This is a genomic window from Edwardsiella sp. EA181011, assembly GCF_000800725.1.
In the GTDB taxonomy this organism is placed as follows: domain Bacteria; phylum Pseudomonadota; class Gammaproteobacteria; order Enterobacterales; family Enterobacteriaceae; genus Edwardsiella; species Edwardsiella anguillarum.
The window spans coordinates 3,560,432-3,583,126 of the sequence record NZ_CP011364.1 but is presented as its reverse complement, the minus strand read 5'-3'; the positions used below and the strand labels follow the sequence as shown (position 1 = coordinate 3,583,126).

Below are 22,695 nucleotides of genomic sequence, written 5' to 3'. Positions count from 1 at the left end.
ATAAAATAGATCAAGAGACGATACTATCGCTAAGGCTATGAATGGCTTCATCTAGCTGCAGGCGATGGTCCGCGTCGTTAAAGCATGCGTCCGGCAGCAGCTGTATCAGCTTGCCCAGCGATTGCAGGAGCCGATAGCGATCCAGCTCGGCCTGCGGCGGTAACATTTCGGCCAGCGTATCGGCGTTAAGCCATATCTGCTCGATCAGCTGTACCACGAGCAGCATGAGCCCTTCACCGCTAATGGCCGGCATGCCCAGCGCCGCGGCGGCGCGATCGCAGTAGTCCTCTAGGCCGAGCAGACGCAGTAGCTGGCGCAGATCGTCAATGACGGCGGCCAGATGGCTGCCGACGATCGGCTGGCCGCTGGCGGAAAGCGCGTAGGCTAAGAGGTGCAGCATGGCGCGTATTTTTTTGCGGCGCTGCTGCCGCTCTCCTAGCAGGTTCAGCCACTGGGAGATCTGGCGGCGGGGGGCCAGCGCGCGGTGATAGAGCTGGAGTAGCTCTTGGCGCAGGCCCGGCGTCACGGTGCCAAACTCCAGCGTGGCAAACAGCGCGATGGCCGTTTGATCGTCCGCCATCAGGCTGGCCAGCGCCGCCTCCATTCTGCTGCGCAGCCTGGCCCCCGGCTGCCGGTGGGCCAGCCAGGCGGCCAGATGCAGGGCGGCCGCGCCGGGTGCCGGATACTGCGCCTGCAGGGCGCTCAGCAGCTGGGGCGCGTGCTGCCAGGCGTTGTCGTCGTTCAGATCGCTGAGATCCTCCTCCGCAACCATGGCCACCTCCGCCACCAGCTTGTGCATGAGCACCCGCTCACGGCTGCTTGACTCCTGCTCTTTGCCGTTGCGCAGTTCGCGCAGGCGTCCCCCCAGCGCAAAGCTCAGATCCTCCTGGGTCTCCTCTAAGGCATCACTCTGGCTTTCACTCAGCTCCACCATCGCCTGCGCGATGACGGATGCGCTGTTATCCGGACCTGGCGCGGCATGCGGTACGAGCGTTTGCCGTTCGGTGGGGGCCAACGAGGCGGAGTGAATGTTAAGCATATTGCCTCCCGCCGCAGGTATCCCTGAGCAGCTGCAGCAGGCGTGACTGCTGTGCCTGGCTATCCAGGTGAATGCGCAGCAGCCCATCGTCCAGCAGCGCCTGACCCCCTTGCAAGGTGGGATCGGCGGTGACGGCGATCCGTGGGCTGTCGGCCCAGGCGGCCTGGGCGTGCGCCATGGCCGAGGGTGGTACGCTCAGGGTGAGACGTCCCTGAGCGAAGCGACGGATCACCAGCTGATTGACTCTCCGAATAAGCAGCGCGTTCTGGTCCTGTTTCCCCAAGAGCTCCTCGATGGCTTGGGCCGTCAGCTGACGCCAGCGCTGCGCGAGCTGATCGGCCAGATGCTGCTCCAGATCCTGCTCGTGGCACAGCCACTGTACGGCGGCGGCGATGGCCTCCTCCTGCTTTTGCCGGGCCAAACGCTCCCCCTCCCGCAGCGCCTGCTCCCGCACCTGCTGCGCCTGCGTCTTGGCCTGGGCCAGAAGATCATCGGCCGCGGCTCGTATCGCACCGGCGTGATCTTCAGCCTGGCGCAGCGATGCGGCGATGGCGCACTGCGCCTCTTCCCGCTCTTGCAGGCGCTGTGCCGTGAGATACCCGTGGCCCGGCAGGGCGCCGGGGAGGGTCGTAAACGGAAGGTGCAGCGGATTGTTCATAGCCACCTCGCTAGCTTTTGCAGTATGGGGATGGGCGATCCCGCGGGGGCCGCGCCCTGGGACGGGGGCGCGTAGAGTCGGCAGGCGCGCAGCGCAGGATCCGGCGCCTGACTCAGCCAGGCGCTGCCGAGCTCCCTGGCCCGCTGACACAGCGACGCGGGCGGTAGGGCCTGCGGCGCGGCGCCATAGGGCAGCAGTACCTGCAGCTGTCCGATGCTGAGCGGATCCAATGCGTCGGAGAGCGTCTCGCGGTAGGGCTTGAGCAGCAGCAGCCCTCCGGCCTCCAGGGCCCAGAGTCCCATGGCCAGCAGCAGCGTCGCGCGGCGCTCGGCGCTGGACAGCAGATCGCCGGATAGCGGTGTCAGCGTGGGCGGCAGGCCGCTTTGCCCCAGGCGCTGGCGTAGCAGCGTATCAAGCGCAGGCCGCGCCAGCGGGCTATCACGGTAGATCGACTGCCAGCAGTGCAGCCCCAGCGCCCCCCACCATGCAGGATCGATGATGTGCCCAGGCTGGTGCCAGATCTGGTACAGATGCTGCCGAGCGGGGGTCATGGTGTGCTCCTTGCGGGGCGTCGCAGCCACAGGAGCAGGCTAACGAGCAGGCCAAACAGGAGGGTGCAGGCTGCGGCGACCAGCGCCTCTTTGGGCAGCGGGTGGCCGTACAGCGTGATTTTATGATCCTCCGTCGCGACGGCGGCCGGAGGCTGATAGCGGTATTCTGCCCGCTGCAGGGTCACGCTGATGCGATCCGGCGCGAGCCCTGGAATACCATTGTGGATGAGGGCCCGGATCTCCGCCTCTCTGGCGGGGAGGTTGATTTCGGGGCTGTATTTAATGAAGACCGCCGCGGAGGCCTGGGGCGGCGCCTCGCCGACGATGATGCGCGGCTCAGCTACCGAGACCTCGGCATTAATGACGCCATCCATGCTACCAAGCATCTTTTCAATTTGCTGGCTTTTAAGAAAGTTGAGCTTGGCTTCCTCCTGTTCGGGGGAGGTAACCAGCTGTCCGCTGGGAAACAGCTCCTGCATGGTGACGGTTTTACGGCGCGGCAGGCCGTTTTGGCGCAGCACCTCGACGGCATCGACAAAGCGCTCCCGCTCGACCAGCAGGGTCACCCCCTCTTTTTCCACCCGCTTATCGGCCGGAATGTTGTTGTAGATCAGCAGGGCCATCATCTGATTCGCCTCTTTTTCATCCAGCTTGCTGTACAGCTCGCTTTTACATCCGCTCAGCAGGGGCAACAGGCCGAATAGCAGTATCCATGGAATAATTTTCATGACGGATTCACCAGCTTATTGATGGATTGGGCCACGGATCCCGCGACCTTGGCGGTCAGGTCGACCCCGACGGCCAGCTCATTCAGGGTGCCCTGGATCGCCAGCAGGGAATCCGGCGAATCGCCGGCCTGCGGCGCGTTCATCAGGGCGGCAAAGCGCTGCTGGGCGGGCAGGGGAACCGGATCTTGCGCCTCTGCCGTTCCGCGGGTCAGCGCCTGTCCGATAGCATTAATGGCATCGATATTCATACCGTTTTCTCCTGAGTGGTGGGCGTAAGCAGCGCGCGCAGCGGCAGGCAGTCGTCCGGCGGTAACATCGCCAGGCGGGCCGAGGCCGCCTTCCTGCGCCCCAGTCCGAACAGCAGAATGGCTTCGCAGCGGGTAATCTGGTCGGGATCGTCGATCCAGTCGGGCAGCGCATTGAGAATGTCGTGCATTTCGGCCCGCATCCCGCAGTTAACGGCGGCAAAGCCCGCCTCAACGACGAGGCGGGGGACAGACAGCGTATCCATGGCATTACCCTATTTTGCTGATGATGCTCATCATCATGTCTTTGACGGTTTTCATGACCGAGCTTTGATAGCCGATCATGACGGAGTACTGCTGCATGGCAAACTGGGCTTTCAGCATGGCCTGCGGATCGTTGTTGACGCTGCCGGAGGTGATAACCGTGTGCGCATCGTTAGACATGCGGGAAACCTGATTGCCCAGCTGAGAGACGATATCCTCAATGTTCATATAGGCTCCTTACCGTGTTTAGCCGGCGCGGTGGTGAAGGCTGGCCCGGCGCACTTCGCTCGGCGACTGACTGAAGTGGCGCCGAAAGCAGTCAGAGAAGTGGGCGGCGTTGCAGAATCCGGACTCCAGCGCTACGTCGATCACCTTTTTGGAGGTGGTTTCGAGCAACTGACGGGCATGGCCCAGGCGCTGGCGCAGCAGCCAGCGTTTCGGCGCCATCCCAAACTTATCGTTGAACAGCTGGTTGAACTTACGCTGCGACAGGCCGAAGAGATCGGCATAGCGCGCCACCGGCCAGGGCTCGAGCCGATGGCGATAGAGCGTGTCGAACAGGTCGGCATCGGCGGTCAACAGCGATCGCAGCAGGGTCGACGTCCGCTGACACTCCAGGGTCAGGCTGTAGGCCAAGACCAGCCTGAGCATGGTTTCATCATCGGCATCCGCGAGCCGCAGCAGCGTTTTCAGCAGGCTCGGCGCCATGGCGATGGGTAACGGCTGAGGGGGAGAGACGGGGTCCGGGCCGCTGTACATCAGGTGCTGCAAGTCCCGGCAGATGCTGTGCAGAAGATTGCACGGATAGCTAAATAGCCGGGTATGCCGGGTCGATGCGATGCCGGGAGGTCGTGAGTCAGCGATCAGCAGTACGCCGGGCTCCGGCAGGAGCGCGATGTTATCTGGACCGGTGACGAGCAGTAGATGCAAATTGGGCATGAGGTGCTCCTGACTGAGGTACTAAGGCCATCATAGCGACCGGGTAAATTTCCCCTATCGGGTCATCACCTGAGTTAGCGGCGATCAGGTGCTCTGATGCAGGGTCCACAGGGTATCGATGACGCGTACCGCGGCCAGACACGACTGACGCTGACGCTCCAGGCGGGCGTACTCGTCGGCGCTGTGCGGCTGGCGCAGGGCCAGGGCCAAACGCCGCGCGGCCTCATTGAGGCAGTCGATCAGGCGTTGGCGCTGGTGTCCGTGCGGATCCTGGCGAAGCGAATCTTCGAGATGCGTTAGGGTTGGCATAGGGAGCCTCTCAACGGGAGTGTAGGGGGATAAAAACAAGGCGCAGTCGACCCGCCAGCGAGACGCCGCTGGCCGTAACCTGGACGATGCGCATGCCTTGGCTGAGCGGTGCGCCGGGGAGCAGCCGCATGCCGTTGCTCAACTGCAGATATAGGGCATCATCGGCGCCGCCGACGCCGGCGATCGGCGCGGGCAGGAGATCGCCGGCGTCGAACTCTCCCGCCATACCGATAAAGCGCAGGGGCAGCGTATCTCCCTCACCCTGCCGGTTGAGGCGCTGAAGTAAACTGTTCAGGCGCGCCTGCTGCGGCGGCGCAATGTGCCCTGAAAGCAGCCAGGCGTGCTCGGTGCGCCGCGCGCTGATGCCCTCCAGCAGCCCCTCGGTACGCAGGGCATTGATCAGCCGTGCCAGCGTCTGTGCGCCGCTGTCCGTAAACTGCCAGCGTCCCAGGCCCGGCAGCCGATCCAGCGCCTGGGCCAGGGGAGCGCTATTGCCCTGGAAATCGCCGTCGATGGCGGCGTCGCCGTTATCCTGCAGTGTGATGATCATATTCTGATAGCCATAGCTATTCAGCAGCGCCCGTAGCGCCTGGCGCAGCGTATCGTTACACACGGCCTCCTGCTGCAGATGGATGCCGCTGGCCTGCAGGCGCTGACGCAGCGCCGCCAGGCGCCCGCTCTCCTGGCAGTGGCCGCGCAGCAGCAGATCCCCGCTGCTCTGCCAGATGGCCTGTAGCCCCGGCTCACTTTGCAGCGCCTGCGGCAGCCATGAGCGCGGGGAGGGGGGCGTCGGCGTCGCGCTGGGCCAAAGGAGACCGATGATCCCAAGCGTCGGCAGCAGCGCGCCGAGAAGGGGATACAGCAGCATGGCGCGGCGTTTGGCCATCTGCGGCAGCGGCGTATCGCTGTCACCGTCGGTCAGCGCAAAGTGGATGCCGGCGAGATCGATTCCCTGATTTAACGGCAGGCGTTCGCCGTGCCAGGGGCGGCCGCCAACCCAGCAGGCGGTAGGGGTAGCGAGGCTGACGCCCTGGGCGGTGACCGATAGCGAGGCGCTACCGCCGCTTTCCAGCGCCAGGTGCAGATCGTTCTCCTCGCGCCCGCCAAGGGTAAACTCGCCTGCGGGCAGCCGCAGCGCCTGTCCCCGTAGGGGGCCATTGAGCAACGTAAGCTTGAAGCAGGTCTCCATGGTTACCTCACATCTGGCGGGGCTCGGCTTTAATCAGAAACAGACGTACTACGCTGTGTATCTTGCGATCGGTGCTGCGGAACAGTCCGCCGATCAGGGGAATGTCGCCCAGCAGCGGAATTTTGCGGACGCCCTGCGTGTTTTCATTCTGCACAAAGCCACCCAGCAGCAGGGCCTGCCCCAGATTTAGCGTCGCCTGAGTGGCGATCTCCGCGTTTTGCACCTGGGGCAGGGACTCCGCCTGGCTGAGCGGTGCCCCCTGGCGTCCGTCTTCGATATTGAGGATCAGCAATATCTTATTGCCAGCGCTCTCCCGGATAAGGCGCGGCGTAACGCGCATCAGCGCCCCGGCGGTAATCGCCTCCAGCTTGGGGTTCTTCTCGCTTCTGAGCTTGGTGTAGAACGTGATGCTGCGATCCAGCACCGCCTGCACATTGTCCAGCGTGACGACCGAGGGGCGTGAAACGATCTTGGCCTTGGACTGCTGCTCCAGGGCGGAGAGGCGCACCATAAAGCTGCCGGAGTTGGAGATCAGCGAAGAGAAGCTGTCGGCGTTGAGCCCGCCGCTGTTGAAGCTGACCTGACCGCCGCCGATGCGCGCGGAGGCGGACCAGTCAATGCCCAGTTCGTTGATATCCCCGGCATCCACGTCGATGATAGTCACGGAGATCTCGATCAGGGTCGGGCGTTTGTCGAGCTGTTGGATAAGCTGGCGGTAGAGCGCCATATTCTGTTTACGATCGCGGATTAATACCGCGTTTTGGCGCAGGTCAGCCGAGAAGGTGGGCAGGCCGCTGCCATTGCTAGGGGGGGGCCGCTCTTGCTGTCGGGAAGCGGCATGGCGTGTCCCTGCGCCATCTCGCGCAGTACCGATACCAGCCCAGGGACGACGACGCTCTGGCTGCGGTAGGCGTAGCTGGTGTCGCTGGCGTTGGCATACTTGAGCGGGAAAACGGCGACGGTTTCACGGTTTTGCTCCAGGTTAAGATCCTGCTCGTCCAGCTGTTTGGCCAGGGTCGTCACCTGGCTGAGGCAGGCGGGGACGCCGTTGACCTGTAGGGCGTTGGCGCTGGCGACCTGGCGGACCTGGCAGGCATAGCCGTCCAGCAGCCCGCTGCGTTGTAATAGGCGTTTGAGCACGGATCCCGCCAGGTAACTGGGCGCCAGCGTGGCCTGCTCCATCTCCTGAGCCTTATAGATATACAGCGTATTGCCATCGTAGTAGGGCAGCAGCTGGTACAGCCGGCTTAGCTCGGCCAGTATTGTGCCGCGCGGCGTATCTCGGAGCTCGCCCGCATAGGACTCGGTGATGCGGGGGCTGACCACCACCGGCACGCCGGAGTTGGCGCCAAGATCGCGCAGCACAGAGGCCAGCGTGGCGCTCTGGCTGGAGACAAAAAAGGGGGCGCCGCGCCAGGGGATGGGCTGCGCCAGGCTGGAGGCGGAAAATCCACCGCAGAGTAAGAGCAGTAGGACGATGATTCTCATGCATACCTCCCAATGAACGGGCCTGTGGGATGCGGCTCCCGAACCGCGGGCATCAGTAGCCCCGCCATCGCCAGCTGCTGCTGCAGTAAAAGATCGAGCTCTGCCTCCGTCAGCAACGGCGGATAGCGACGCAGGAGCCAGAACTGCTCCTGCTCAACGTAGAGCGCGTCGTCCAGCGTTTCCGGGCTCGCCGCCAGCAGCAGGCACGCCTGGCTAGCCTGCGCCAGCGGCCATGCGATCGTTATCGCCACGCACATACCGCTGGCAAAATAGCGTCCTTTCAGACGCCTACCCTGCAGGGTACCCGTGAGGCTCTGCTGCCCCTGGGACCAGTCGGCATGGCTGAGGTACATCGCCAGCTGCTGCAGCGCCTGGCGGGGATTCAGTTTTCTGTTCATGTCATCAGGGTAAAGCGGCGGCGTCCCGCTGCGTATCGGGTGCATACCTGAGTTGATGGGCAAGGGCCGCGCGGGCATACCGGCCGCAGGGGCGCCGCCGGTATGTTCATGAGGCGAGAGGGTGGGGGTCAGGCAAAGCTGTAGCGTCGCGTCGGCGGCGCAGACCCGGCGCCGCTTTGACTGAGGGTTTGGAGGAGAAATGCGCGGGTTTTCTCCAGCGTTGCCAGCTGCGCCGATATCCTCCGTTCATCGGCATCGCGGTCGGCCCGCTGTTCGCTCTGGGCTATCTCTACGCGGCCCCAGGCCCGGCCGGCGCTGATCTCATGGACGCGCTGAACGATGCCATGGTGGGTCTCGTTGGTTTTAATCGCGTTAGCGCTGATCTCTATCATCGTTCTGCCCAGGGTCAGCGCCGGGATCGTGGTTTGCAGGGCGAGAGGGGCGGCGACGGGAAGAAATCCGCTGACGGCGACGGTGCTGACGGTAACGGCGCTGCGCGCCAGCAGTGAGCCATAGGCGGCGACCTGGCGTGCCCTTTCGTCGCTGGCGCCGCCGGTTTTCCCTAGCCAGTGGATCGCGTTGCCGATAGCGTCGCTGCCCATGGCGAGTCCTCCGCCGCCATTTTTTTTGTGGTTCCAGTCATAGGCTGCACAGGCGACATCGCCGACGGCGAGGGTGAACCCGACGCTGGCCAGCGTCAGCAGGGGGACGCCGGCGCCGGCGGTGAGTCCGGTGATCAGCGCGGCAGTGATCAGCACGGCGCTGGCCGCGACCAGGGTGAGCACTTTGGCGACAAAGGCGCGTTTCGCCATCTCGACGCCGCAGGCCTTGGCCTTTTGCTCGGCCTCCTGCGCCTGTGCCCTGAGCTGATCCAAGGGGATTGGGGCGCCCGGCGCCCGGCTGCGCGGCGCCTCAATGCCCAGCAGATCGCACTGGGTTGCGATATCCCTGCGGCCAGGCGCGGGCTCACTCCTCGGCGTTGCGGAGGGCGGCAGCGGTGCTTCGGTGAAAACGCCGTTGATCATCATGGCTTCCTTAAGGTTGATTAAGCGTATCCAGCAGGTCCTGTGCCCGCTGACGCAGAGGTGTATAGCGTGGGTTGGCGTCGGCCTGGCCATAGCACAGCGCAATCGTGGCATCCAATGCATCCATGGCGGCGTCAGGCTCTCTCAGCGCAAACAGGCACTCCGCCATATGAAACGGGGTAAAGGGATCGTTAGCCTGCAGCGCGAGGGAATAGCTAAAGAGGGTCAGCGCCTGGCGATACTCCTGCTGCTGCAGCAGTACGCAGGCAAATGCGAAGGTAAAGCGCCGTTCCAGCGGCTGCTGTAGGGAGAGAAAAGCGAACGTGGCCGTCGCCTCGTGAATATCGCCGTCGTTCAGGGCCTGGCAGCCGCGCGCATAGCGGGCCTCCATTTCATCCTGGCTGGCGCCGCTGAGGGGACGCTGGGTTTCCTTCCCCTCAAGCAGCGCCAGACAGCGACGCGCCACGTTTTCAGCCTGGGCGGAGAGCGATGCGGACGTCATAGTGTTCTCCAATTGATATGATATATTATTACATTATCAGGGCCTTTCCTCCGGGGCTTTGGCAAAGCGGGGCGGCTTTGGCTTTTGGCATTATGATTTCGGGGAGCCGGCCATTCTCCCCTGCGGCGGAGCGCTGGCCGGCGTTGATTGGGCGGTTAACGGCAGCGATAGCGCAGCCACAGCGCATCATCCAGACGTATGGGCTGCGCGCCTTCCGCCAGCATCACATCCGTCAGGCGCCGTCGCATCCTATCCAGCGCCCGATCGTGGGGCGCGGGCAGGATCATGGCATCGATATAGCGCAGCAGGGGAAGCGCGCCGATGAGGCGGCGCAGGAGTCCCATCAGGGCGATAACGGCCTGCCCATCGTCATTGCGGGCGGTAAAGTCACAGAGGATCAGACGTTCCCCCTCCTGCCGATAGGTGAGGTGAAAACGCGGGGTTTCGATGCGCTGCCCCATGAGAAACTCGCTCTCCAGGAAGTGCGCCGGCGCCGGGTGTAGCCCCTCTGCCACCATGAAACGGCTGACGTCATCCATCGTGTCACCTCCTTCAGGACATGCGTACGCTGCTGGCAATACGCTCGTGGGCCTGATTCAGGGTGGTCAGTATCTCGCGCAGATCGCCGGAGACTCTGAGCGCCTTTTCCTGCGTTTCATCCGCCCGCTTAAGCTGCTGGGCAGCCAGGCCGTGCTGATATTCGGATAGCGCCTGCTCCTCCTGCGCCTGACGGGACATATCATTGACATAGCCGACGCCGACGATCCCCTGCGTCATGCTGTTAACGCCATTGCTAATGGTATGCGCCTGTTCGCCGAACGCGCCGCCAAAGGCCTGGGCGATGCCGCCGAGGATTTGTGCGATAGCCTGGGCCTGCTTGGCCTGAAAGTCTTTATCGATGGCATCCACTCGAGTGTCATACGCTGTTTGTTGCATCTTGAACGCGTTGCTTTGCTGCGTCTGCTGATATTGGCGCAGCACATCGCGCAGCTTCCCAAACAGCTCTCCAAGCTGAACCATCAGCTCATTCAGCTGGCCGATGGCGTCGCCGCCGCGATCCCCCGAAACGTAGCGATGGCTGTCCGGTGGGGTAATGCCGTTAACGCCGAGGCTGCCGCTGTCGATGGTACTCATAGTCTGCTCCTTGGTTCAGGCGATATTGGCGGCGATGCTGCTGAGCATGGCGCCGCTCTTTTGCTGGGTATCCGCCGCGGCGGAGAGGGCTTTGCCTGCCCCGTCCATCAGGCTGCCGATATTCTCTTTGGCGCGTTTTTTGATTTTTTCAAACTCATCCAGCATGAACTGCATAAAGTCGGTCTCATTGATCAGCTGCTGGATGACTTTCTGGAGCTCGGCCCGCTCCTTGGTGATAACGCCTTGGTAGACGCCGTTAACGCTCTGCAGGGTGCTGCGGGTGGCTGACTTCGCATTGTTGGCCACGCTGTCGATGCAGGCGCCGACGATGGCTTTGATGACCTCGCGCTGCACCTCTTTAATGACCTGCTTGCTCAGCTCCTTGGCCGATATCTCGACGCCGGATTGGAGCGCTCTTTTCGCGGCGGTCTCGACCGCCCGCGTGACCATTTGCTCGATGGCCTGCTTGCTGAACGCCTCCAGGAGATGGCCCTGGCCCAGGAAGCGAGCGCTCTGCTCGGCCAGGCTGCGGGTGACCTGCTCGGAGACCTGTTCGGCAACCTGCTTGCCTATCTCTGCAGCCGCGGTCTTTATCGCGGCCTCGCTGCCCTGGGTCACGGCGGTATGTAGCGCTTCGCCGGCCGCCCCCTCCATGACGGTTTCCGTCGCTTTGGCGATGGACTTGCTCGCCATGACTCCGCGCCCGACGCTGACCAGATCGACGGCCATGCCGGCGATCTCGAAGGCCAGCTGTACCTTTCCGGCGACGTCGGCAATAGACTGGTATTTTTCCGCATTGTCCTTATCGATCAGCGCCAGGGTTTCGCAGGCGGCTTTCACCAACCCGGCGCATCCCGCCGCCACGTCCATGGCGCCGCCGGCAAAGTCGCCGATTAGGATTTTGCCGATGCCGCTGACCACCTCGGCGATGGAGACGATCCAGTCGACGATGGCGGAGAAAATCCCCGCTTTCTGCGCCTTGGCCTGATCCTCGATGGATTTCTCCACCTGTTTACGCAGATCTTCATTCTGGCGCAGACGTAGGCTTTCGGCGCCGTGGGTGCGGATCTCCATGGCCAGCGCTTTGAGATTGGCATTGTCGCCGAGCGCCTTGACCCCCAGCAGAGAGGCGGCTAGCGTCATCGCCTCCATCGGCGTGCGCTCGATATCGGTGACCGTCAGCGGCTTGCCGTCGACGCGGGGGCCAAAGATGTCCAGAATGCGGTTCAGTGCGCCCTCTGCGAGGCGCAGCGTCACGGGCTGACGGGGCGCGGGCGGGCGATGAAACTCGCGCTTAGGGTCGTGATCCTGCTGACGCTGAGGGGGGGAACGCAGCGGATCCAGTGCGCCGGCGCCAATCTGCGGGTGATCGTGCTGTGACTGCACGCTGTCGTTTTGCGCGCTGCCCCCCAGCGGCGGCGTGGTATAGCGGGTCTCAGTGATATTGTTCATGGCTGTGTCTCCTCGGTCACCGGTGTGAACTGACGCAGTATTTCCCCCTTGATCGCCTGGTACTGCGGCTTGGCGGCGCACCATTTCAACGCCGCGCTGAAGGCCTTGCCGGCCAGCGCCGTCTGCCCCATTTGTCGATAGCTGAGGCCCGCTAGATAGGCCGGCTGGGGGTCGTCCAGCCGCAGCAGGCCGGCCTGACCGAAGCAGAATACGGCCTGATCGTGCTCCTCCAGGCGCTGACAGCACAGCCCCAGGGAGAGCCAGTACTCGTATTGCCAGTGGGAGAGGCGGGCCAGCAGCAGGTAAAAGCGTTTGGCGCCGGCATAGTCCTCTGCGTCGAATAGCTGGCAGGCATAGCTGTAGACATGGTCAAGATCGTCGGGGGCGATATCCATCAGCGCCTGTAGGGTGCCACCCTGGTTGAAAAAACCATGCAGCGTAGCGAGATCGTCCTGTTCGGTCATCGTGGCCTCCTTAGCGGATATTCTGGGCGATGGCTTTGTTCATCTCGGCCAGCAGCGTCTGCATACTGTTGATGAGGCTGACGCAGACGTTATAGGACTGCATGGTCTTCTGGATCTGCAGCTGAGCCTGGGTGACGAAGTCGGAGCTGCGCCCCGAGTCGGTCTCCAGCGCGCCCTTAATTACGTCAAGCTCCCCCTTGTCCAGCCCCTTACCATCAGGGTGGCCGATGCTTTTCAGGTAGCTGTCGATGTCGCTGGTGGCGTTTTTACCGTCGTCTTGTACCGTGATATTGATGTTGTGATCGCGCAGATACTTGAGCACATCGGGCGGAAGATCGCCGGTATCGCCCGCTTTTTTGAACTTGGCGATGATGGCATCGATCTGATTGGCCACCTGCTGGGAGTTTCTGGCCCGGTCGGCCTTGGCCTTCATCTGGTCATATTTTCCCTGCGCCAGATCGGTGAATAGCGTCATGAACTGGTACAGCACGCTGATTCCTTCGGACATGATGCTATCGCCCTGACTCGCCATACGATCCAGGTCGTAACCGTTGGCGCCGATGTGGGTTACACCACCTTGGCTGTCGATATTGATGGACATAGTGCTCTCCTCTGATGGGATGGCGTTAGATGAAGTCATGCCCGATCGCCGGGGAGTGACCGGCGCCGCCGGGGCGTGACGGCGCCTGGCCAGCGCCCTGTCTCAGGGTGGCGCCAAGGGCGGAAAAGTGCGTTTGCAGACGGCTGATGCTGCTGTCGAGCTGCTGACGCAGCGGGGCTATCTCTTCGCGCATCGCGTGACTGAATCGCTCAAGCCGCTGGCGGGCCTGTGGGTCGCGGGGCGCGCGTTCATGGAGCGCGGCGATCTCTTGCTGTAACGCGTGAAAGGAGTCGATCTGTTCGCCAAGTTTGCGCTGACGCCGCTGTAGGTCTTGCATTAGTTGCAAAAGGGGATGAATGGCGTGTTGGCTCATAGTGAAACCTCCTATTGGCTACCGATAAGGTGATGCTAGAACGCCGTTAACGGGCGAACTTTCGAGAAGTTGCATAACGTTTGCTGTTTGGTCGTCGGGGTCGGACTCTTTTGCATCAACGTATTATCTGCGCTGATTTCGTGCGGGAGATATCGGGTAATTACCTGAATTTACGTTTGTTTTACTCTAGGATGGGGCTGAGGTGGGCCGTGCCGCCGGCCTGCGCCGGCGGCGCTCGATGGTTTGCGCGGGCGCCGGGGCGCCGCTCCCCCTGTGCGTCGTCCGCGCCGGGGCTATCCTTCCCGCGCATCGGGGACGGCCGATATCCGACGGGTGATCCGCACGGCCCAGCCATCGTCTAGCCGCAGTAGCGTTCCTTCCGCCCATGGGATGCCCCGCAGGGAGAGCTGCAGGCGCGGGTAGGCACAGGCGTTGAGCGGTGTCTCTAGGCCGGGCGCCCACTCTCCCAGGCTCTCCGCCTTGAGGCTGACGCGGCCGGCCTCGGCCAGGAGGCAGAGTTCGTCGGCGGCCGTGAGCGCGACCGTGGGCAGCGTTGCCCGTACGACGACGCCGCTCTCTGCGTCGTGGAGGCGTAGCTGCTCGGGGCTATCGGGGGAGGCGAGCCAGAAGCAGTCGGGCTGGGGAGCCATCCCCTGCAGCGGCAGCGCATCTCCGGGGGCGATCTTGGCCGCCTCTTCCGCCGAGAGCCAGCACCAGCCGAGGACTAACGGCAGCGTATGCTCCCGCTGCGCCGGCGGCGCTAGCGCCGCCAGCCAGCGCGTCAAGAGGCCGGGAGCGATCTGCGTAATATAGAGCGACAAGCGGGCGTCGGCGCGGGTAAAGGTGAAGCGCCAGCAGCGCTCTGGCGCCTCGGCCTGATGCAGGGTTGGCGAGGCCAATTCGGGCAGCGACGCCGCTTGTAGCCACACATTCAGCGGTGAAAGCAGCCAGCCCGCAACCGCCGGGTGGAGATCGGGCTCAATTTGCGCCAGGGAGGGGGCCGCCAGCTGCGGCGCCAGCCAGCGACTCCACTCCGCGCCGACCCACAGCGCGATGGCGAGATCGTCACAGCGGCTCTCCAGGCGCAGCCCCGATCCCGAGGGGCGGTGTTGATCGGCCTGGATCCGCAGGCCGTTTATCTCAGCGCTGGCGTCGAGGCGGCTGAGAAAGAACAGCGACTCACTGCTAAAGGGGGCGGCAAGGTTCATAGGCTGTCTCCACGGTTACGGGGATCCCCAGCAGGTCAGAGAGCGTGGCGCCGAGCGTATCGCCGGTCTGCGCCAGACGATCGCGCAGGGCGCCGGAGGGGGCAGACAGGCGCAGTATCAGCCGTCCGCCGTGCCATCCCGCCGTCACCATCAGTCCGGCGAGCGGACCGCTGGCTGCCCGCAGCTGCAGCCCCTCCGCGGACAGCGGCAGGGGCGTGGGGCGCGGGAGCTCCGGCAGGATGCCGCCGCCCGGCGCGCGATGCCCTGGCGTGTCCGGAGGCGTCGCATCGTCGGCGGCGCGGTGAGGCTCGGGGAGGGGCGCTGGCGGCGCCAGCAGCTGACGGAAACGCTCGGCGTCACGATCGGCGTCGGCGTCGCGCCGGGGGCGGCGTCCGTCGCGATCCGTGGCCGGGGCGTGGCCGGAAGTGGGCCCATAAGACGGCGTAATCATTCGCTCTCCTCCAGCAGTTTCAATTTTTCCTGTTCGCGCAGGTTGAGGCGCAGCTGCGTTTCGTGTTCACCGCGCAGCTGGCTGATGCGTCCCTGCTCCGCGGCCAGCGTGTCCAGCTCATGGCGCAGCCGCTGCGATTCGCTCTCCATGGCCGACTGGGCGCTGCGCAGGCGTCCCAGCGCCAAATGATCCAGGCAGCCCGTCTGCTGATTCAGGGTGCGCCAGCGGATCTGCAGCGCGGATAGCCGCGTCTGGAGCTGCTGCTGTCGCCGCCGTACGCTGTCAGCCTCATCGGCCAGCTGGGCCAGCGTGCTGCGCAGGCCGCGTTCGCGTAGCCGCTTGATATCGCGTAGCTGCGTCAGCATGGCTGGCCTACTGCGCTGTACAGCGCGCTGAGGGTGGCGGCCAGCGGGCAGCGTTCATCGGTTTTCTGGCACAGTAGAGTGGCGATGGCCTCCCGGCGGGCCATCGCGTCATCCGCGTCGGCATCCTGCCCCGGGCGGTATTCGCCCACCCGCACCAGCAGCGCGATCTCCTGCCAGGTCGCCAGGAGGTGGCGCAGGCGGTTGGCCGCCTGGCGGTGCTGTGGCGTAACGACCTGCGACATCACTCGGCTGACGCTGGCCAGAATATCAATGGCGGGATAGTGGCTGGCTTCGGCCAGGCGGCGTGAGAGCACGATATGCCCGTCCAGCAGCGAGCGGACCTCTTCGGCCAGCGGGTCGCTCTTTTGCTCTACCAGTACGGTATAGAACGCCGTAATGCTGCCGCAGGCGGCGGGGCCTGCCCGCTCCAGCAGCCGGGGCAGGCGGGCGTAGAGGCTGGGGGGATAGCCGCCGCTGACCGTCGGCTCGCCGGCGGCCAGCGCGATTTCACGGATCGCGCGTGCGTAGCGGGTCAGCGAATCGACCAACAGCAGTACGTGGTGTCCGCGATCGCGAAAGTATTCGGCGATGACGGTCGCGGTATCGGCGGCCTTGATCCGCTCCAACGCCGGCCGATCCGAGGTCGCCAGGATGACAACGCTCCGGGCGCGCAGTTCGGGGGACATGATCTGTTCGATAAACTCCCGCACCTCGCGTCCCCGCTCCCCGATCAGCGCCAAGATGACGACCTCGGCCTGGCTATTGGCGGCCAGCATGCCGAGCAGGGTGCTCTTGCCGCAGCCGGCCGGAGAGAAGATGCCCAGGCGCTGGCCGACGCCGACGCTGAGCGCGGCATCGATGGCGCGAACGCCCATCGGCAGCAGGGTATCGATAGGGGCCCGCTGCAGGGGATCTGGCGCGGGGCTCTCCAGCGATCGCCACTGCGTGGCCTGCGGCGGCGGTTTCCCGTCCGCCGGTTGCCCCAGCGCATCGATGACCCGCCCCAGCAGCGCCTCGCCGACGCCGATGCGGGCCTGCGCACCGCTGGGGGTCACCAGCATGCCGTTGGCGAGGCCCAGCGGCGGCTGGTAGGGCGAGAGCAGCGCCTGATCCCCCTCGATCGCGACCACCTCGGCCGGGCCGCCGTCGGGCAGGGTGCACTGTTCGCCAAGCCCGACCCCGGGCAGATGGGCGCGTAATAATGTCGCGCCGACGGTGAGCAGACGCCCCTCCAGGCGCTCTCCCGTCACCGACGGCAGGGTGGGGCTGCCGAGCAGGTCGAGGATCTTCTGAGTGTCAGGCAGCCGCATGGGTGTCTCCTATCAGCTCAATGTGCCCTAATACCTTGAGTTCCGCCTCATCGTCCAGCTCCTGAAACGAGAGTACGGCGGTGGTGAACAGCTCACGCTCGATCAGCTTACGGATAAATCGACGGATATCGATCGCGGTTACGATGGCCGTATTGACGGCGCCGCTGCGCTCCAGCGCCGCGTGGATCTCGGCCAGAATCGCCTGATTCTCCTGCTGCGAGAGCGCGGAGTAGGAGCCCGCAGAGGTCTGGCGGACAGACTCGCGCACCATCTGTTCAATCCGGCTACCGATAAGCCAGGCCTTGACCCAGGGCTGGCCGTGGCGCTGGCGCCCGATAATGTGGCGGCGTAGGGCCAGTCGGGCATATTCGGCCAGCATCACGGGATCCTTTTCCCGCGGCGCCCATTCGACCAGCGCTTCAAAGACGGCGCGCAGATCGCGGATGGAGACGCTCTCCGCGACCAGGCGCTGCAGAACATCGGCGACCCGTGCGACCGGCAGCTGGCGCTGCAGCTCTTTGACCAGTTCGCCGTAGCGCTGCTCCATCTGATCCATGAGATAGCGGGCTTCCTGGACACCGATGAACTCGGCGCCGTAGCGATCCAGTGCCAATGAGACGAGATAGGCAATCCGGTCATTGCCCTGATAGCGGTGCAGGCCGATGGCGGCGCTGCCTTCGGCCTGCTCCAGAGAGAGCCACTGCAGCGTGATCCCGCCGAAGGGGAGCGTCTCCCGGTGGTCGACCTGGCGCAGCGCGGGCGCGGCGAGATCGAGCAGGGCAAGGTGAGGAAGGGTCATCGAGAGCACCGGCTCCTGATACAGCAGCAGGGTAAACTGATCCGGGCCCAGGCCGTTATCTGTCTGGATCTGAATCTCCGGCAGCGGCAGACCCGCCTGCTCCAGCTTCTCCGCCCGCAGCGTGGCCAGCGCCTGGGCGAGGGAGGGATCGCGGGCCAGTGCGGCGGGCAGGCGCAGCGCGAGCGGCGTTGCGCCGATGAGCAGCGGCACGCCCTCCTGTCCGCTCTCGTCGCGCGGATCTGCGGTTTGGCCGGCGGCGAGCGGGGAGCGCTGCCGCTCTTTGCGTCTCAGCGCGTAGGCGATGGCGGCCACTCCCGCGCCAAGGCCGATAAAGATCAGGGTAGGGAAGCCGGGCAGGGCGGCAAACAGGGCCAGCACCGCGGCAACGATCCACAGCGCCTGACGCTGGCGCAGGATCTGCTCGGTGAGCTCACTGGCAAGGTTACGCCGGCTTTCCCCCGGGACCCGGGTGACGATGATCCCGGCGGCGATCGAAATGAGCAGCGCCGGGATCTGGGCAATCAGGCCATCGCCGACGGACAGGATGGCGTAGGTCGTCGCCGCATCGCCCGCGCTCATCTCATGCATAAACACGCCGACGCAGATTCCCCCGACGATATTGACCAGTATGACGATGATCGAGGCGATGGCGTCCCCTTTGACAAACTTCATCGCGCCATCCATCGCGCCATAGAGCTGGCTCTCTTTCTGAACCAGGGCCCGCTGACGGCGGGCCTCTGTCGCATCGATAATCCCGGCGCGCATATCGCCGTCGATGCTCATCTGCTTGCCCGGCATCGCGTCGAGGGAGAAGCGGGCGCTGACCTCGGCCACGCGCTCAGAGCCTTTGGTAATCACGATAAACTGCACGACGGTAATGATGGCGAACACGATGAGGCCGACGGCCAGGTTGCCCCCCACGGCAAAGTTGCCAAACGTATAGACGATCTCGCCGGCATCGTGCTGCAGCAGAATAAGGCGGCTGGTGCTGATGGTCAGCGCCAGACGATACAGCGTCGTGATGAGCAAAACGGAGGGAAAGGCGGAGAACTCCATGGGTTCCCGGATGTAGACCGCCATCATCAGCAGGGTGATCGATAGCGTGAGGTTGATGGCGATCAAGATGTCTATCAGGGGCGTCGGCAGGGGAATGATCATCATGAAAACGGCCAGTAACAACATGGCCGCCAGAATGATGTCTTGGCGCGCGGTGATCTTGTGTAGCCAGCTATTGACCGTTTTCATGGGGATTCTCCATCACGCGATCGAGCAGGCGCCGTTGACGGCGCGCCAGCTCGCGCCACTGCTCGGCGCCGCTGTCAGGCGGCGCCGCCGCTGAAATCCACAGCGCATCGCCCGCCAGCCAGGCTCGCAGCGGGATCCCGCCGCCGGCCTCGGGCTGTAAGAGCTGCAGCAGGCGCAGCAGCGTCGGCTGCAGCTGCGGCACCGGTAGGCTGCGCGCCAGCGTTAGGCGCGCCCGCCCTTGATCCTGCTCCAGAAAAATACGGTCGCGATCCCGGCCCAGGGTCAGGCTGATCGCCGGCGGCTGAGGGGCGGCGCCCATCAGGCGTAGCCAAAGTTCGGTTTGCCGTTGCCACTGTAGGTCCATGAATATCCTCCGCGATCGTGATGCGCCCTCATGATGGCGGAGCCGTATTCAGTAAGGCATAGGGTGAATACCTGATGTCGCGTTAGCCCTGGGTTTTCCATGCAGGTCAGGTCTTTACCCGATGGGCGTCGGGGCGGAAGTGGGGAACACTGTCGGCAGATCCTAGAGGAGAACCCATCATGTCTCTGACAGAACAACCGGCGGAACTGATCGCGCTTCTGGTTACCCTCTCGCTGCTACCGCTGCTGATCGTAATGGGGACCTCGTTTTTAAAGCTGTCCGTTGTGTTTGCCCTGCTACGTAATGCGCTGGGAATACAGCAGATCCCCCCGAATATTGCGCTTTACGGTCTAGCGCTGATCCTGACGCTGTTCATCATGACGCCGGTCGGTACCGCCGTGCAGGCGCGGCTGGCCGATGCGCCTGTGGAGGCGCAGACAACGCTGCTGTCGCGGCTGTCCGACAATACGCTCGACCCATACCGTCAGTTTCTGCGCCAGCACACCTCCGCGACGCAGCTGCACTTCTTTCGCCAGGTGGCAACCAAGAGCTGGCCTGCCTCCGTTCGAGACCAGATCAGCGATGACTCGCTGCTATTACTGATGCCGGCGTTTGCCGTCAGTCAGCTGGTGGAGGCGTTCCAGATAGGCCTACTGCTGTTTTTGCCCTTTATCGCCATCGATCTCATCGTCTCCAATATCCTGCTGGCCATGGGGATGATGATGGTGTCGCCGATGACGATCTCCATGCCGTTCAAGCTGCTGGTCTTTATTCTGGTCGGCGGCTGGGACAAGCTACTGGGCCAGCTGTTGCTTTCGTACCGCTAAGGCCCGGGAGGCGCTATGGGAAAAGCACAGCTCGTGCAGTTGGCCAGTGAGCTGCTATGGCTGGTTCTGATCCTCTCTCTCCCGGTGGTGCTGGTCGCATCGTTGGTCGGCGTGCTGGTGGGGCTGGTGCAGGCGCTGACGCAGATCCAGGATCAGACGGTCTCTTTCGCCATTAAGCTGGTGGCCGCCAGCGTTACGCTGGCGCTGACCTACCACTGGATGGGCAGCGCGCTGTTTAGCTATGCCGGGAGAGCGATGGATCTGATCGCGCAGATGGGGGGCTGATGATGGCAGAGCTGAACCACTGGTGGCCGCTATTGGGCATCGCCATGATGCGCCCGCTGGGCATCATGCTGATCATGCCCCTATTCAACAGCGCGATGCTCGGCGGGGCCCTGATCCGCAATGCGCTGGCGCTGATGGCGGCGCTGCCGGCGCTGCCGCAGCTGGCGGCCCTGGTCCTGCCCAGCCCTCTGCAGGCACCGCTGCACTATGGGGGGCTGCTGCTGGGGGAGTTGGCCCTGGGGCTGTTGCTGGGATTTTCGGCGGCGCTGCCGCTGTGGGCCTTGAACATGGCGGGCTTTATTATCGACACCATGCGCGGCGCCTCCATCGCCGTGCTGTTTAACCCGCTGCTGGGCGAGCAGTCCTCGCCGATGGGGGTGCTGTTTTCCCAGCTGGTCGGCGTGCTGTTTATCGTAGGCGGCGGTTTTCATGCGCTGCTGGCCGCCCTGTTTTCATCCTATGGTGACTTGCCGCCGGGGCAGTATTGGCAGTGGGGACGCGGCTTTATTCCCCTGCTGATGCACTTGTGGCACCTGCTGTACGCCCTGGCGCTGAGTTTTTCCATGCCGGCGATGGTGATGATGGTTCTGGTCGACCTGGCGCTCGGCTTTATTAACCGCTCGGTGCAGCAGCTCAACGTATTTACCCTATCGATGCCGATTAAGAGCGCCATAGTGCTGCTGATGCTGATTATCAGCCTGCCTTTTGCCCTGGATGGCGTGCAGGCACTGTTCACCCGCTTTGACGGCGGACTGCTGCGCCAGCTAGCGGAGGTGCTATGAGTGAGAAAACGGAACAGCCTACGGCGAAGCGCCTGCGCGATGCGCGCGAGGAGGGGCAGGTCGCCAAGAGCCAGGATATCAGCGCGACCGTACAGCTGGCCGTCATTTTGCTCTGGATGGTGACGGAGGGGCCGGCGCTGTATGCGGCCATCGGCGGCTTCATCGATGCAACGCTGGCCACGCTGAACCTCCCGTTGCCCGACGCTATCGCGCTGCTGACCGGCAAGGCCGCCGCGCTGGCGGTGCGCTTTGTCTTCAGCCTGGCCGCGCTGTTGGCCGTGACGCTGATCTTAACCGGGCTGGTGGAGACCGGCTTTTTGTTTGCGCCGAAGGCCATCATGCCCTCCGCCGAGCGGATTAACCCACTGAATAACGCCAAGCAGATGGTATCCCTGCTCAAGCTGTTCGAGCTGGGTAAGATGGTGCTGAAAATCGTGATCCTCGGCCTGACCTTTACCTATTTTATCCGCGGCTATGCCGCATCATTTGCGCAGCTGGTGCGCGCCGACGCCGAGGCTGGTCTATGGGTCACCGGCAAAATGACCCTGTGGCTATGGGGGATCCTGCTGCTGCTGACGGCGCTGTTCGCCGTCGTCGACTACAGCATGCAGTACCGCCATCTGCGTAAGCAGCTGATGATGTCGCATGAGGATATTAAGCAGGAGTTTAAAAACGCGGAGGGGAGCCCGGAGATCAAGCAGCGGCGCCGGGAGCTGCACAGGGAGATCCAGAGCGGCAGCCTGGCCGATAGCGTCTCCAGCGCGTCGGTGGTGGTACGCAACCCTACCCACATCGCCGTTTGCCTGCGCTACTGCGAGGGGGAGACGCCGCTGCCGCAGGTGGTGGAGTATGGGCGTGGGGCGCGGGCGCGGCATATCGTGGCGCTGGCGGAGGCGCGGCGCATTCCCGTGGTGGAGAATATCCCACTGGCGCGCGCGCTGATCGCGACCACCTCTCCGGGCGATTACGTTCCCGAAGAGCTGTTTGTCGCGGTGGCCCAGCTCCTGCGTCTGCTGCGTGACGATACACAGGAGGAAGACGATGATGCGTAAATGGGTATGGGTGGGGCTGACGCTGGCGCTGCTGGCCGGGCGCTGCGCCGCGGCCCCGCTCAAATGGTATCGGGTGAGCGGGGAGGAGCGCGTCGCGTCGGCGCCGGCATCGGCGATAGCCGGCGGCGCGAGCTATGCGTCGCTGATTGGGCAGGTGGCGGGGAAGCATGCGCTGGATCCGCGGCTGATCCAGGCGGTGGTGGCCGTTGAATCCTCCTATCGTTATGATACGGTATCGGAAAAAGGGGCGATGGGACTGATGCAGGTGATGCCGGAGACGGCGGCCCGCTTCGGCCGTTTCGCGCTGCTGGATCCGCGCGATAATCTGGAGGTCGGTACGCGCTATCTGAGTACACTGCTGCGCCGTTTCAATGGGCGGCTGGATTTGGCGCTGGCCGGCTATAATGCCGGCGAGGGCGCCGTGCTGCGCTATGGGGGGACGGTCCCCCCCTATCCTGAAACGCAGCGCTATGTGCAGCGGGTGTTGGAATACTACCGTCAGCTGCGATCTGCTGTACCGGCGGCGCCCGCGCCACCGCCGGAAATGGGGGTGCATACGTCCGGAGGGGTCGGTAACCTTGGTCAGCTATGGCGCCTGTTAACCACTGGCTCTCCGGGCTCTTCGGCGTCCTCCCGCACATAAGGAAT

General features: G+C 64.0%; 32 protein-coding genes. 5 read left to right on the top strand and 27 right to left on the bottom strand.

Annotated elements, in window-relative coordinates; genetic code table 11:
- Window positions 1-10: 10 nt before the first annotated feature.
- The 27 genes from QY76_RS15880 to QY76_RS15755 form a co-directional block, all read right to left on the bottom strand.
- Complete coding sequence (locus QY76_RS15880; RefSeq protein WP_034171823.1) at window positions 11-1,039, bottom strand: HrpJ domain-containing protein; 1,029 nt, start codon at window positions 1,037-1,039, stop codon at window positions 11-13.
- Window positions 1,032-1,697: a type III secretion protein gene (locus QY76_RS15875; RefSeq protein ID WP_045426333.1), complete on the bottom strand. Its 666-nt coding sequence runs from the start codon at window positions 1,695-1,697 to the stop codon at window positions 1,032-1,034. The genes QY76_RS15880 and QY76_RS15875 overlap by 8 nt, the downstream gene beginning before the upstream one ends.
- Window positions 1,694-2,248, bottom strand: coding sequence for a type III secretion system domain-containing protein (locus QY76_RS15870; protein ID WP_034171821.1), 555 nt, complete (start codon window positions 2,246-2,248; stop codon window positions 1,694-1,696). Before QY76_RS15870 ends, QY76_RS15875 begins: the two co-directional genes overlap by 4 nt.
- On the bottom strand, window positions 2,245-2,976 hold the full coding sequence (gene sctJ, locus QY76_RS15865; RefSeq protein ID WP_034171820.1) for a type III secretion system inner membrane ring lipoprotein SctJ: 732 nt from the start codon (window positions 2,974-2,976) through the stop codon (window positions 2,245-2,247). Before sctJ ends, QY76_RS15870 begins: the two co-directional genes overlap by 4 nt.
- Entirely contained in the window at window positions 2,973-3,224 is a 252-nt protein-coding gene (gene sctI, locus QY76_RS15860; protein WP_034171819.1) for a type III secretion system inner rod subunit SctI, read from the bottom strand. The genes sctJ and sctI overlap by 4 nt, the downstream gene beginning before the upstream one ends.
- A complete protein-coding gene (locus tag QY76_RS15855) occupies window positions 3,221-3,487 on the bottom strand; it encodes an EscG/YscG/SsaH family type III secretion system needle protein co-chaperone (protein ID WP_034171818.1) in 267 nt (88 codons plus the stop codon). The genes sctI and QY76_RS15855 overlap by 4 nt, the downstream gene beginning before the upstream one ends.
- A 4-nt stretch (window positions 3,488-3,491) precedes the next feature.
- Window positions 3,492-3,713 carry a type III secretion system needle filament subunit SctF gene (gene sctF, locus QY76_RS15850; protein ID WP_034171817.1) on the bottom strand — a complete coding sequence of 74 codons (222 nt, stop codon included), beginning with the start codon at window positions 3,711-3,713 and terminating at the stop codon, window positions 3,492-3,494.
- Window positions 3,714-3,731: 18 nt separating this feature from the next.
- Window positions 3,732-4,424 carry a helix-turn-helix domain-containing protein gene (locus QY76_RS15845; RefSeq protein ID WP_045426319.1) on the bottom strand — a complete coding sequence of 231 codons (693 nt, stop codon included), beginning with the start codon at window positions 4,422-4,424 and terminating at the stop codon, window positions 3,732-3,734.
- 84 nt (window positions 4,425-4,508) lie between these two features.
- A complete protein-coding gene (locus tag QY76_RS15840) occupies window positions 4,509-4,733 on the bottom strand; it encodes an EscE/YscE/SsaE family type III secretion system needle protein co-chaperone (protein WP_034171815.1) in 225 nt (74 codons plus the stop codon).
- 10 nt (window positions 4,734-4,743) lie between these two features.
- Window positions 4,744-5,922: a type III secretion system inner membrane ring subunit SctD gene (gene sctD / locus QY76_RS15835; protein ID WP_049648903.1), complete on the bottom strand. Its 1,179-nt coding sequence runs from the start codon at window positions 5,920-5,922 to the stop codon at window positions 4,744-4,746.
- Window positions 5,923-5,929: 7 nt separating this feature from the next.
- Window positions 5,930-6,691, bottom strand: coding sequence for a type III secretion system outer membrane ring subunit SctC (gene sctC, locus QY76_RS19520; RefSeq protein WP_371201654.1), 762 nt, complete (start codon window positions 6,689-6,691; stop codon window positions 5,930-5,932).
- Complete coding sequence (locus tag QY76_RS19515) at window positions 6,670-7,410, bottom strand: hypothetical protein (protein ID WP_235439427.1); 741 nt, start codon at window positions 7,408-7,410, stop codon at window positions 6,670-6,672. The genes sctC and QY76_RS19515 overlap by 22 nt, the downstream gene beginning before the upstream one ends.
- Window positions 7,407-7,808: a hypothetical protein gene (locus QY76_RS15825; RefSeq protein ID WP_034171812.1), complete on the bottom strand. Its 402-nt coding sequence runs from the start codon at window positions 7,806-7,808 to the stop codon at window positions 7,407-7,409. Before QY76_RS15825 ends, QY76_RS19515 begins: the two co-directional genes overlap by 4 nt.
- 128 nt (window positions 7,809-7,936) lie before the next feature.
- Entirely contained in the window at window positions 7,937-8,836 is a 900-nt protein-coding gene (locus QY76_RS15820; RefSeq protein ID WP_235439426.1) for a protein EseG, read from the bottom strand.
- Window positions 8,837-8,843: 7 nt separating this feature from the next.
- On the bottom strand, window positions 8,844-9,335 hold the full coding sequence (locus QY76_RS15815) for a CDC27 family protein (protein ID WP_049648902.1): 492 nt from the start codon (window positions 9,333-9,335) through the stop codon (window positions 8,844-8,846).
- Window positions 9,336-9,490: 155 nt separating this feature from the next.
- Window positions 9,491-9,874 (bottom strand): type III secretion protein, encoded by a 384-nt coding sequence (locus tag QY76_RS15810; protein ID WP_034171809.1) that lies wholly within the window; start codon window positions 9,872-9,874, stop codon window positions 9,491-9,493.
- A 13-nt stretch (window positions 9,875-9,887) separates the two neighbouring features.
- The gene (locus QY76_RS15805) at window positions 9,888-10,469 is read right to left on the bottom strand and encodes a type III secretion protein (RefSeq protein WP_045426312.1); all 582 of its coding nucleotides are present in this window, start codon (window positions 10,467-10,469) and stop codon (window positions 9,888-9,890) included.
- A gap of 15 nt (window positions 10,470-10,484) precedes the next feature.
- Complete coding sequence (locus QY76_RS15800; RefSeq protein ID WP_045426309.1) at window positions 10,485-11,921, bottom strand: type III secretion system translocon protein; 1,437 nt, start codon at window positions 11,919-11,921, stop codon at window positions 10,485-10,487.
- Window positions 11,918-12,385 (bottom strand): SycD/LcrH family type III secretion system chaperone, encoded by a 468-nt coding sequence (locus QY76_RS15795; protein WP_012847736.1) that lies wholly within the window; start codon window positions 12,383-12,385, stop codon window positions 11,918-11,920. The genes QY76_RS15800 and QY76_RS15795 overlap by 4 nt, the downstream gene beginning before the upstream one ends.
- A 10-nt stretch (window positions 12,386-12,395) precedes the next feature.
- A complete protein-coding gene (locus tag QY76_RS15790; RefSeq protein WP_034171806.1) occupies window positions 12,396-12,986 on the bottom strand; it encodes a secretion protein EspA in 591 nt (196 codons plus the stop codon).
- 25 nt (window positions 12,987-13,011) lie between these two features.
- Window positions 13,012-13,359: a hypothetical protein gene (locus tag QY76_RS15785; RefSeq protein ID WP_045426306.1), complete on the bottom strand. Its 348-nt coding sequence runs from the start codon at window positions 13,357-13,359 to the stop codon at window positions 13,012-13,014.
- 293 nt (window positions 13,360-13,652) lie between these two features.
- The gene (locus tag QY76_RS15780; RefSeq protein WP_045426297.1) at window positions 13,653-14,567 is read right to left on the bottom strand and encodes a translocation protein in type III secretion; all 915 of its coding nucleotides are present in this window, start codon (window positions 14,565-14,567) and stop codon (window positions 13,653-13,655) included.
- Complete coding sequence (locus QY76_RS15775) at window positions 14,545-15,018, bottom strand: hypothetical protein (protein WP_049648901.1); 474 nt, start codon at window positions 15,016-15,018, stop codon at window positions 14,545-14,547. The genes QY76_RS15780 and QY76_RS15775 overlap by 23 nt, the downstream gene beginning before the upstream one ends.
- A complete protein-coding gene (locus QY76_RS15770; RefSeq protein WP_034171802.1) occupies window positions 15,015-15,383 on the bottom strand; it encodes a hypothetical protein in 369 nt (122 codons plus the stop codon). The genes QY76_RS15775 and QY76_RS15770 overlap by 4 nt, the downstream gene beginning before the upstream one ends.
- The gene (locus QY76_RS15765) at window positions 15,377-16,693 is read right to left on the bottom strand and encodes a FliI/YscN family ATPase (protein ID WP_034171801.1); all 1,317 of its coding nucleotides are present in this window, start codon (window positions 16,691-16,693) and stop codon (window positions 15,377-15,379) included. The genes QY76_RS15770 and QY76_RS15765 overlap by 7 nt, the downstream gene beginning before the upstream one ends.
- On the bottom strand, window positions 16,680-18,737 hold the full coding sequence (locus QY76_RS15760; RefSeq protein ID WP_045426294.1) for an EscV/YscV/HrcV family type III secretion system export apparatus protein: 2,058 nt from the start codon (window positions 18,735-18,737) through the stop codon (window positions 16,680-16,682). The genes QY76_RS15765 and QY76_RS15760 overlap by 14 nt, the downstream gene beginning before the upstream one ends.
- Window positions 18,721-19,101, bottom strand: a complete 381-nt coding sequence (locus QY76_RS15755; protein WP_045426291.1) for a type III secretion protein — start codon at window positions 19,099-19,101, stop codon at window positions 18,721-18,723. Before QY76_RS15755 ends, QY76_RS15760 begins: the two co-directional genes overlap by 17 nt.
- 179 nt (window positions 19,102-19,280) lie before the next feature.
- Here QY76_RS15755 and sctR point away from each other — a divergent pair, with 179 nt between their 5' ends.
- From sctR to QY76_RS15730, 5 genes are read left to right on the top strand one after another with little or no spacing between them, the layout of a single operon-like run.
- A complete protein-coding gene (sctR, locus tag QY76_RS15750) occupies window positions 19,281-19,928 on the top strand; it encodes a type III secretion system export apparatus subunit SctR (RefSeq protein ID WP_034171798.1) in 648 nt (215 codons plus the stop codon).
- Between the two features lie 15 nt (window positions 19,929-19,943).
- Window positions 19,944-20,213 carry a type III secretion system export apparatus subunit SctS gene (gene sctS / locus QY76_RS15745; RefSeq protein ID WP_012847746.1) on the top strand — a complete coding sequence of 90 codons (270 nt, stop codon included), beginning with the start codon at window positions 19,944-19,946 and terminating at the stop codon, window positions 20,211-20,213.
- Window positions 20,213-20,995, top strand: a complete 783-nt coding sequence (sctT, locus tag QY76_RS15740) for a type III secretion system export apparatus subunit SctT (protein WP_200901073.1) — start codon at window positions 20,213-20,215, stop codon at window positions 20,993-20,995. The genes sctS and sctT overlap by 1 nt, the downstream gene beginning before the upstream one ends.
- Complete coding sequence (locus QY76_RS15735; protein WP_034171797.1) at window positions 20,992-22,047, top strand: EscU/YscU/HrcU family type III secretion system export apparatus switch protein; 1,056 nt, start codon at window positions 20,992-20,994, stop codon at window positions 22,045-22,047. Before sctT ends, QY76_RS15735 begins: the two co-directional genes overlap by 4 nt.
- Window positions 22,037-22,690 carry a lytic transglycosylase domain-containing protein gene (locus tag QY76_RS15730; RefSeq protein WP_225865142.1) on the top strand — a complete coding sequence of 218 codons (654 nt, stop codon included), beginning with the start codon at window positions 22,037-22,039 and terminating at the stop codon, window positions 22,688-22,690. The genes QY76_RS15735 and QY76_RS15730 overlap by 11 nt, the downstream gene beginning before the upstream one ends.
- Window positions 22,691-22,695 lie beyond the last annotated feature (5 nt).

Coding starts and splice junctions, on each gene's coding strand:
- QY76_RS15875 (WP_045426333.1), bottom strand. CDS start 1,697: ATGAACAATCCGCTGCACCTTCCGTTTACGACCCTCCCCGGCGCCCTG.
- QY76_RS15825 (WP_034171812.1), bottom strand. CDS start 7,808: ATGAACAGAAAACTGAATCCCCGCCAGGCGCTGCAGCAGCTGGCGATG.
- QY76_RS15790 (WP_034171806.1), bottom strand. CDS start 12,986: ATGTCCATCAATATCGACAGCCAAGGTGGTGTAACCCACATCGGCGCC.
- QY76_RS15840 (WP_034171815.1), bottom strand. CDS start 4,733: ATGCCAACCCTAACGCATCTCGAAGATTCGCTTCGCCAGGATCCGCAC.
- QY76_RS15880 (WP_034171823.1), bottom strand. CDS start 1,039: ATGCTTAACATTCACTCCGCCTCGTTGGCCCCCACCGAACGGCAAACG.
- QY76_RS15815 (WP_049648902.1), bottom strand. CDS start 9,335: ATGACGTCCGCATCGCTCTCCGCCCAGGCTGAAAACGTGGCGCGTCGC.
- QY76_RS15780 (WP_045426297.1), bottom strand. CDS start 14,567: ATGAACCTTGCCGCCCCCTTTAGCAGTGAGTCGCTGTTCTTTCTCAGC.
- sctR (WP_034171798.1), top strand. CDS start 19,281: ATGTCTCTGACAGAACAACCGGCGGAACTGATCGCGCTTCTGGTTACC.
- QY76_RS15805 (WP_045426312.1), bottom strand. CDS start 10,469: ATGAGTACCATCGACAGCGGCAGCCTCGGCGTTAACGGCATTACCCCA.
- QY76_RS15730 (WP_225865142.1), top strand. CDS start 22,037: ATGATGCGTAAATGGGTATGGGTGGGGCTGACGCTGGCGCTGCTGGCC.
- QY76_RS15735 (WP_034171797.1), top strand. CDS start 20,992: ATGAGTGAGAAAACGGAACAGCCTACGGCGAAGCGCCTGCGCGATGCG.
- QY76_RS15770 (WP_034171802.1), bottom strand. CDS start 15,383: ATGCTGACGCAGCTACGCGATATCAAGCGGCTACGCGAACGCGGCCTG.
- QY76_RS15785 (WP_045426306.1), bottom strand. CDS start 13,359: ATGAGCCAACACGCCATTCATCCCCTTTTGCAACTAATGCAAGACCTA.
- QY76_RS19515 (WP_235439427.1), bottom strand. CDS start 7,410: ATGAGAATCATCGTCCTACTGCTCTTACTCTGCGGTGGATTTTCCGCC.
- QY76_RS15810 (WP_034171809.1), bottom strand. CDS start 9,874: ATGGATGACGTCAGCCGTTTCATGGTGGCAGAGGGGCTACACCCGGCG.
- QY76_RS15795 (WP_012847736.1), bottom strand. CDS start 12,385: ATGACCGAACAGGACGATCTCGCTACGCTGCATGGTTTTTTCAACCAG.
- sctD (WP_049648903.1), bottom strand. CDS start 5,922: ATGGAGACCTGCTTCAAGCTTACGTTGCTCAATGGCCCCCTACGGGGA.
- QY76_RS15855 (WP_034171818.1), bottom strand. CDS start 3,487: ATGGATACGCTGTCTGTCCCCCGCCTCGTCGTTGAGGCGGGCTTTGCC.
- sctT (WP_200901073.1), top strand. CDS start 20,213: ATGATGGCAGAGCTGAACCACTGGTGGCCGCTATTGGGCATCGCCATG.
- QY76_RS15845 (WP_045426319.1), bottom strand. CDS start 4,424: ATGCCCAATTTGCATCTACTGCTCGTCACCGGTCCAGATAACATCGCG.
- sctJ (WP_034171820.1), bottom strand. CDS start 2,976: ATGAAAATTATTCCATGGATACTGCTATTCGGCCTGTTGCCCCTGCTG.
- sctI (WP_034171819.1), bottom strand. CDS start 3,224: ATGAATATCGATGCCATTAATGCTATCGGACAGGCGCTGACCCGCGGA.
- QY76_RS15765 (WP_034171801.1), bottom strand. CDS start 16,693: ATGCGGCTGCCTGACACTCAGAAGATCCTCGACCTGCTCGGCAGCCCC.
- QY76_RS15800 (WP_045426309.1), bottom strand. CDS start 11,921: ATGAACAATATCACTGAGACCCGCTATACCACGCCGCCGCTGGGGGGC.
- sctS (WP_012847746.1), top strand. CDS start 19,944: ATGGGAAAAGCACAGCTCGTGCAGTTGGCCAGTGAGCTGCTATGGCTG.
- QY76_RS15870 (WP_034171821.1), bottom strand. CDS start 2,248: ATGACCCCCGCTCGGCAGCATCTGTACCAGATCTGGCACCAGCCTGGG.
- QY76_RS15775 (WP_049648901.1), bottom strand. CDS start 15,018: ATGATTACGCCGTCTTATGGGCCCACTTCCGGCCACGCCCCGGCCACG.
- sctF (WP_034171817.1), bottom strand. CDS start 3,713: ATGAACATTGAGGATATCGTCTCTCAGCTGGGCAATCAGGTTTCCCGC.
- QY76_RS15820 (WP_235439426.1), bottom strand. CDS start 8,836: ATGATGATCAACGGCGTTTTCACCGAAGCACCGCTGCCGCCCTCCGCA.
- QY76_RS15755 (WP_045426291.1), bottom strand. CDS start 19,101: ATGGACCTACAGTGGCAACGGCAAACCGAACTTTGGCTACGCCTGATG.
- QY76_RS15760 (WP_045426294.1), bottom strand. CDS start 18,737: ATGAAAACGGTCAATAGCTGGCTACACAAGATCACCGCGCGCCAAGAC.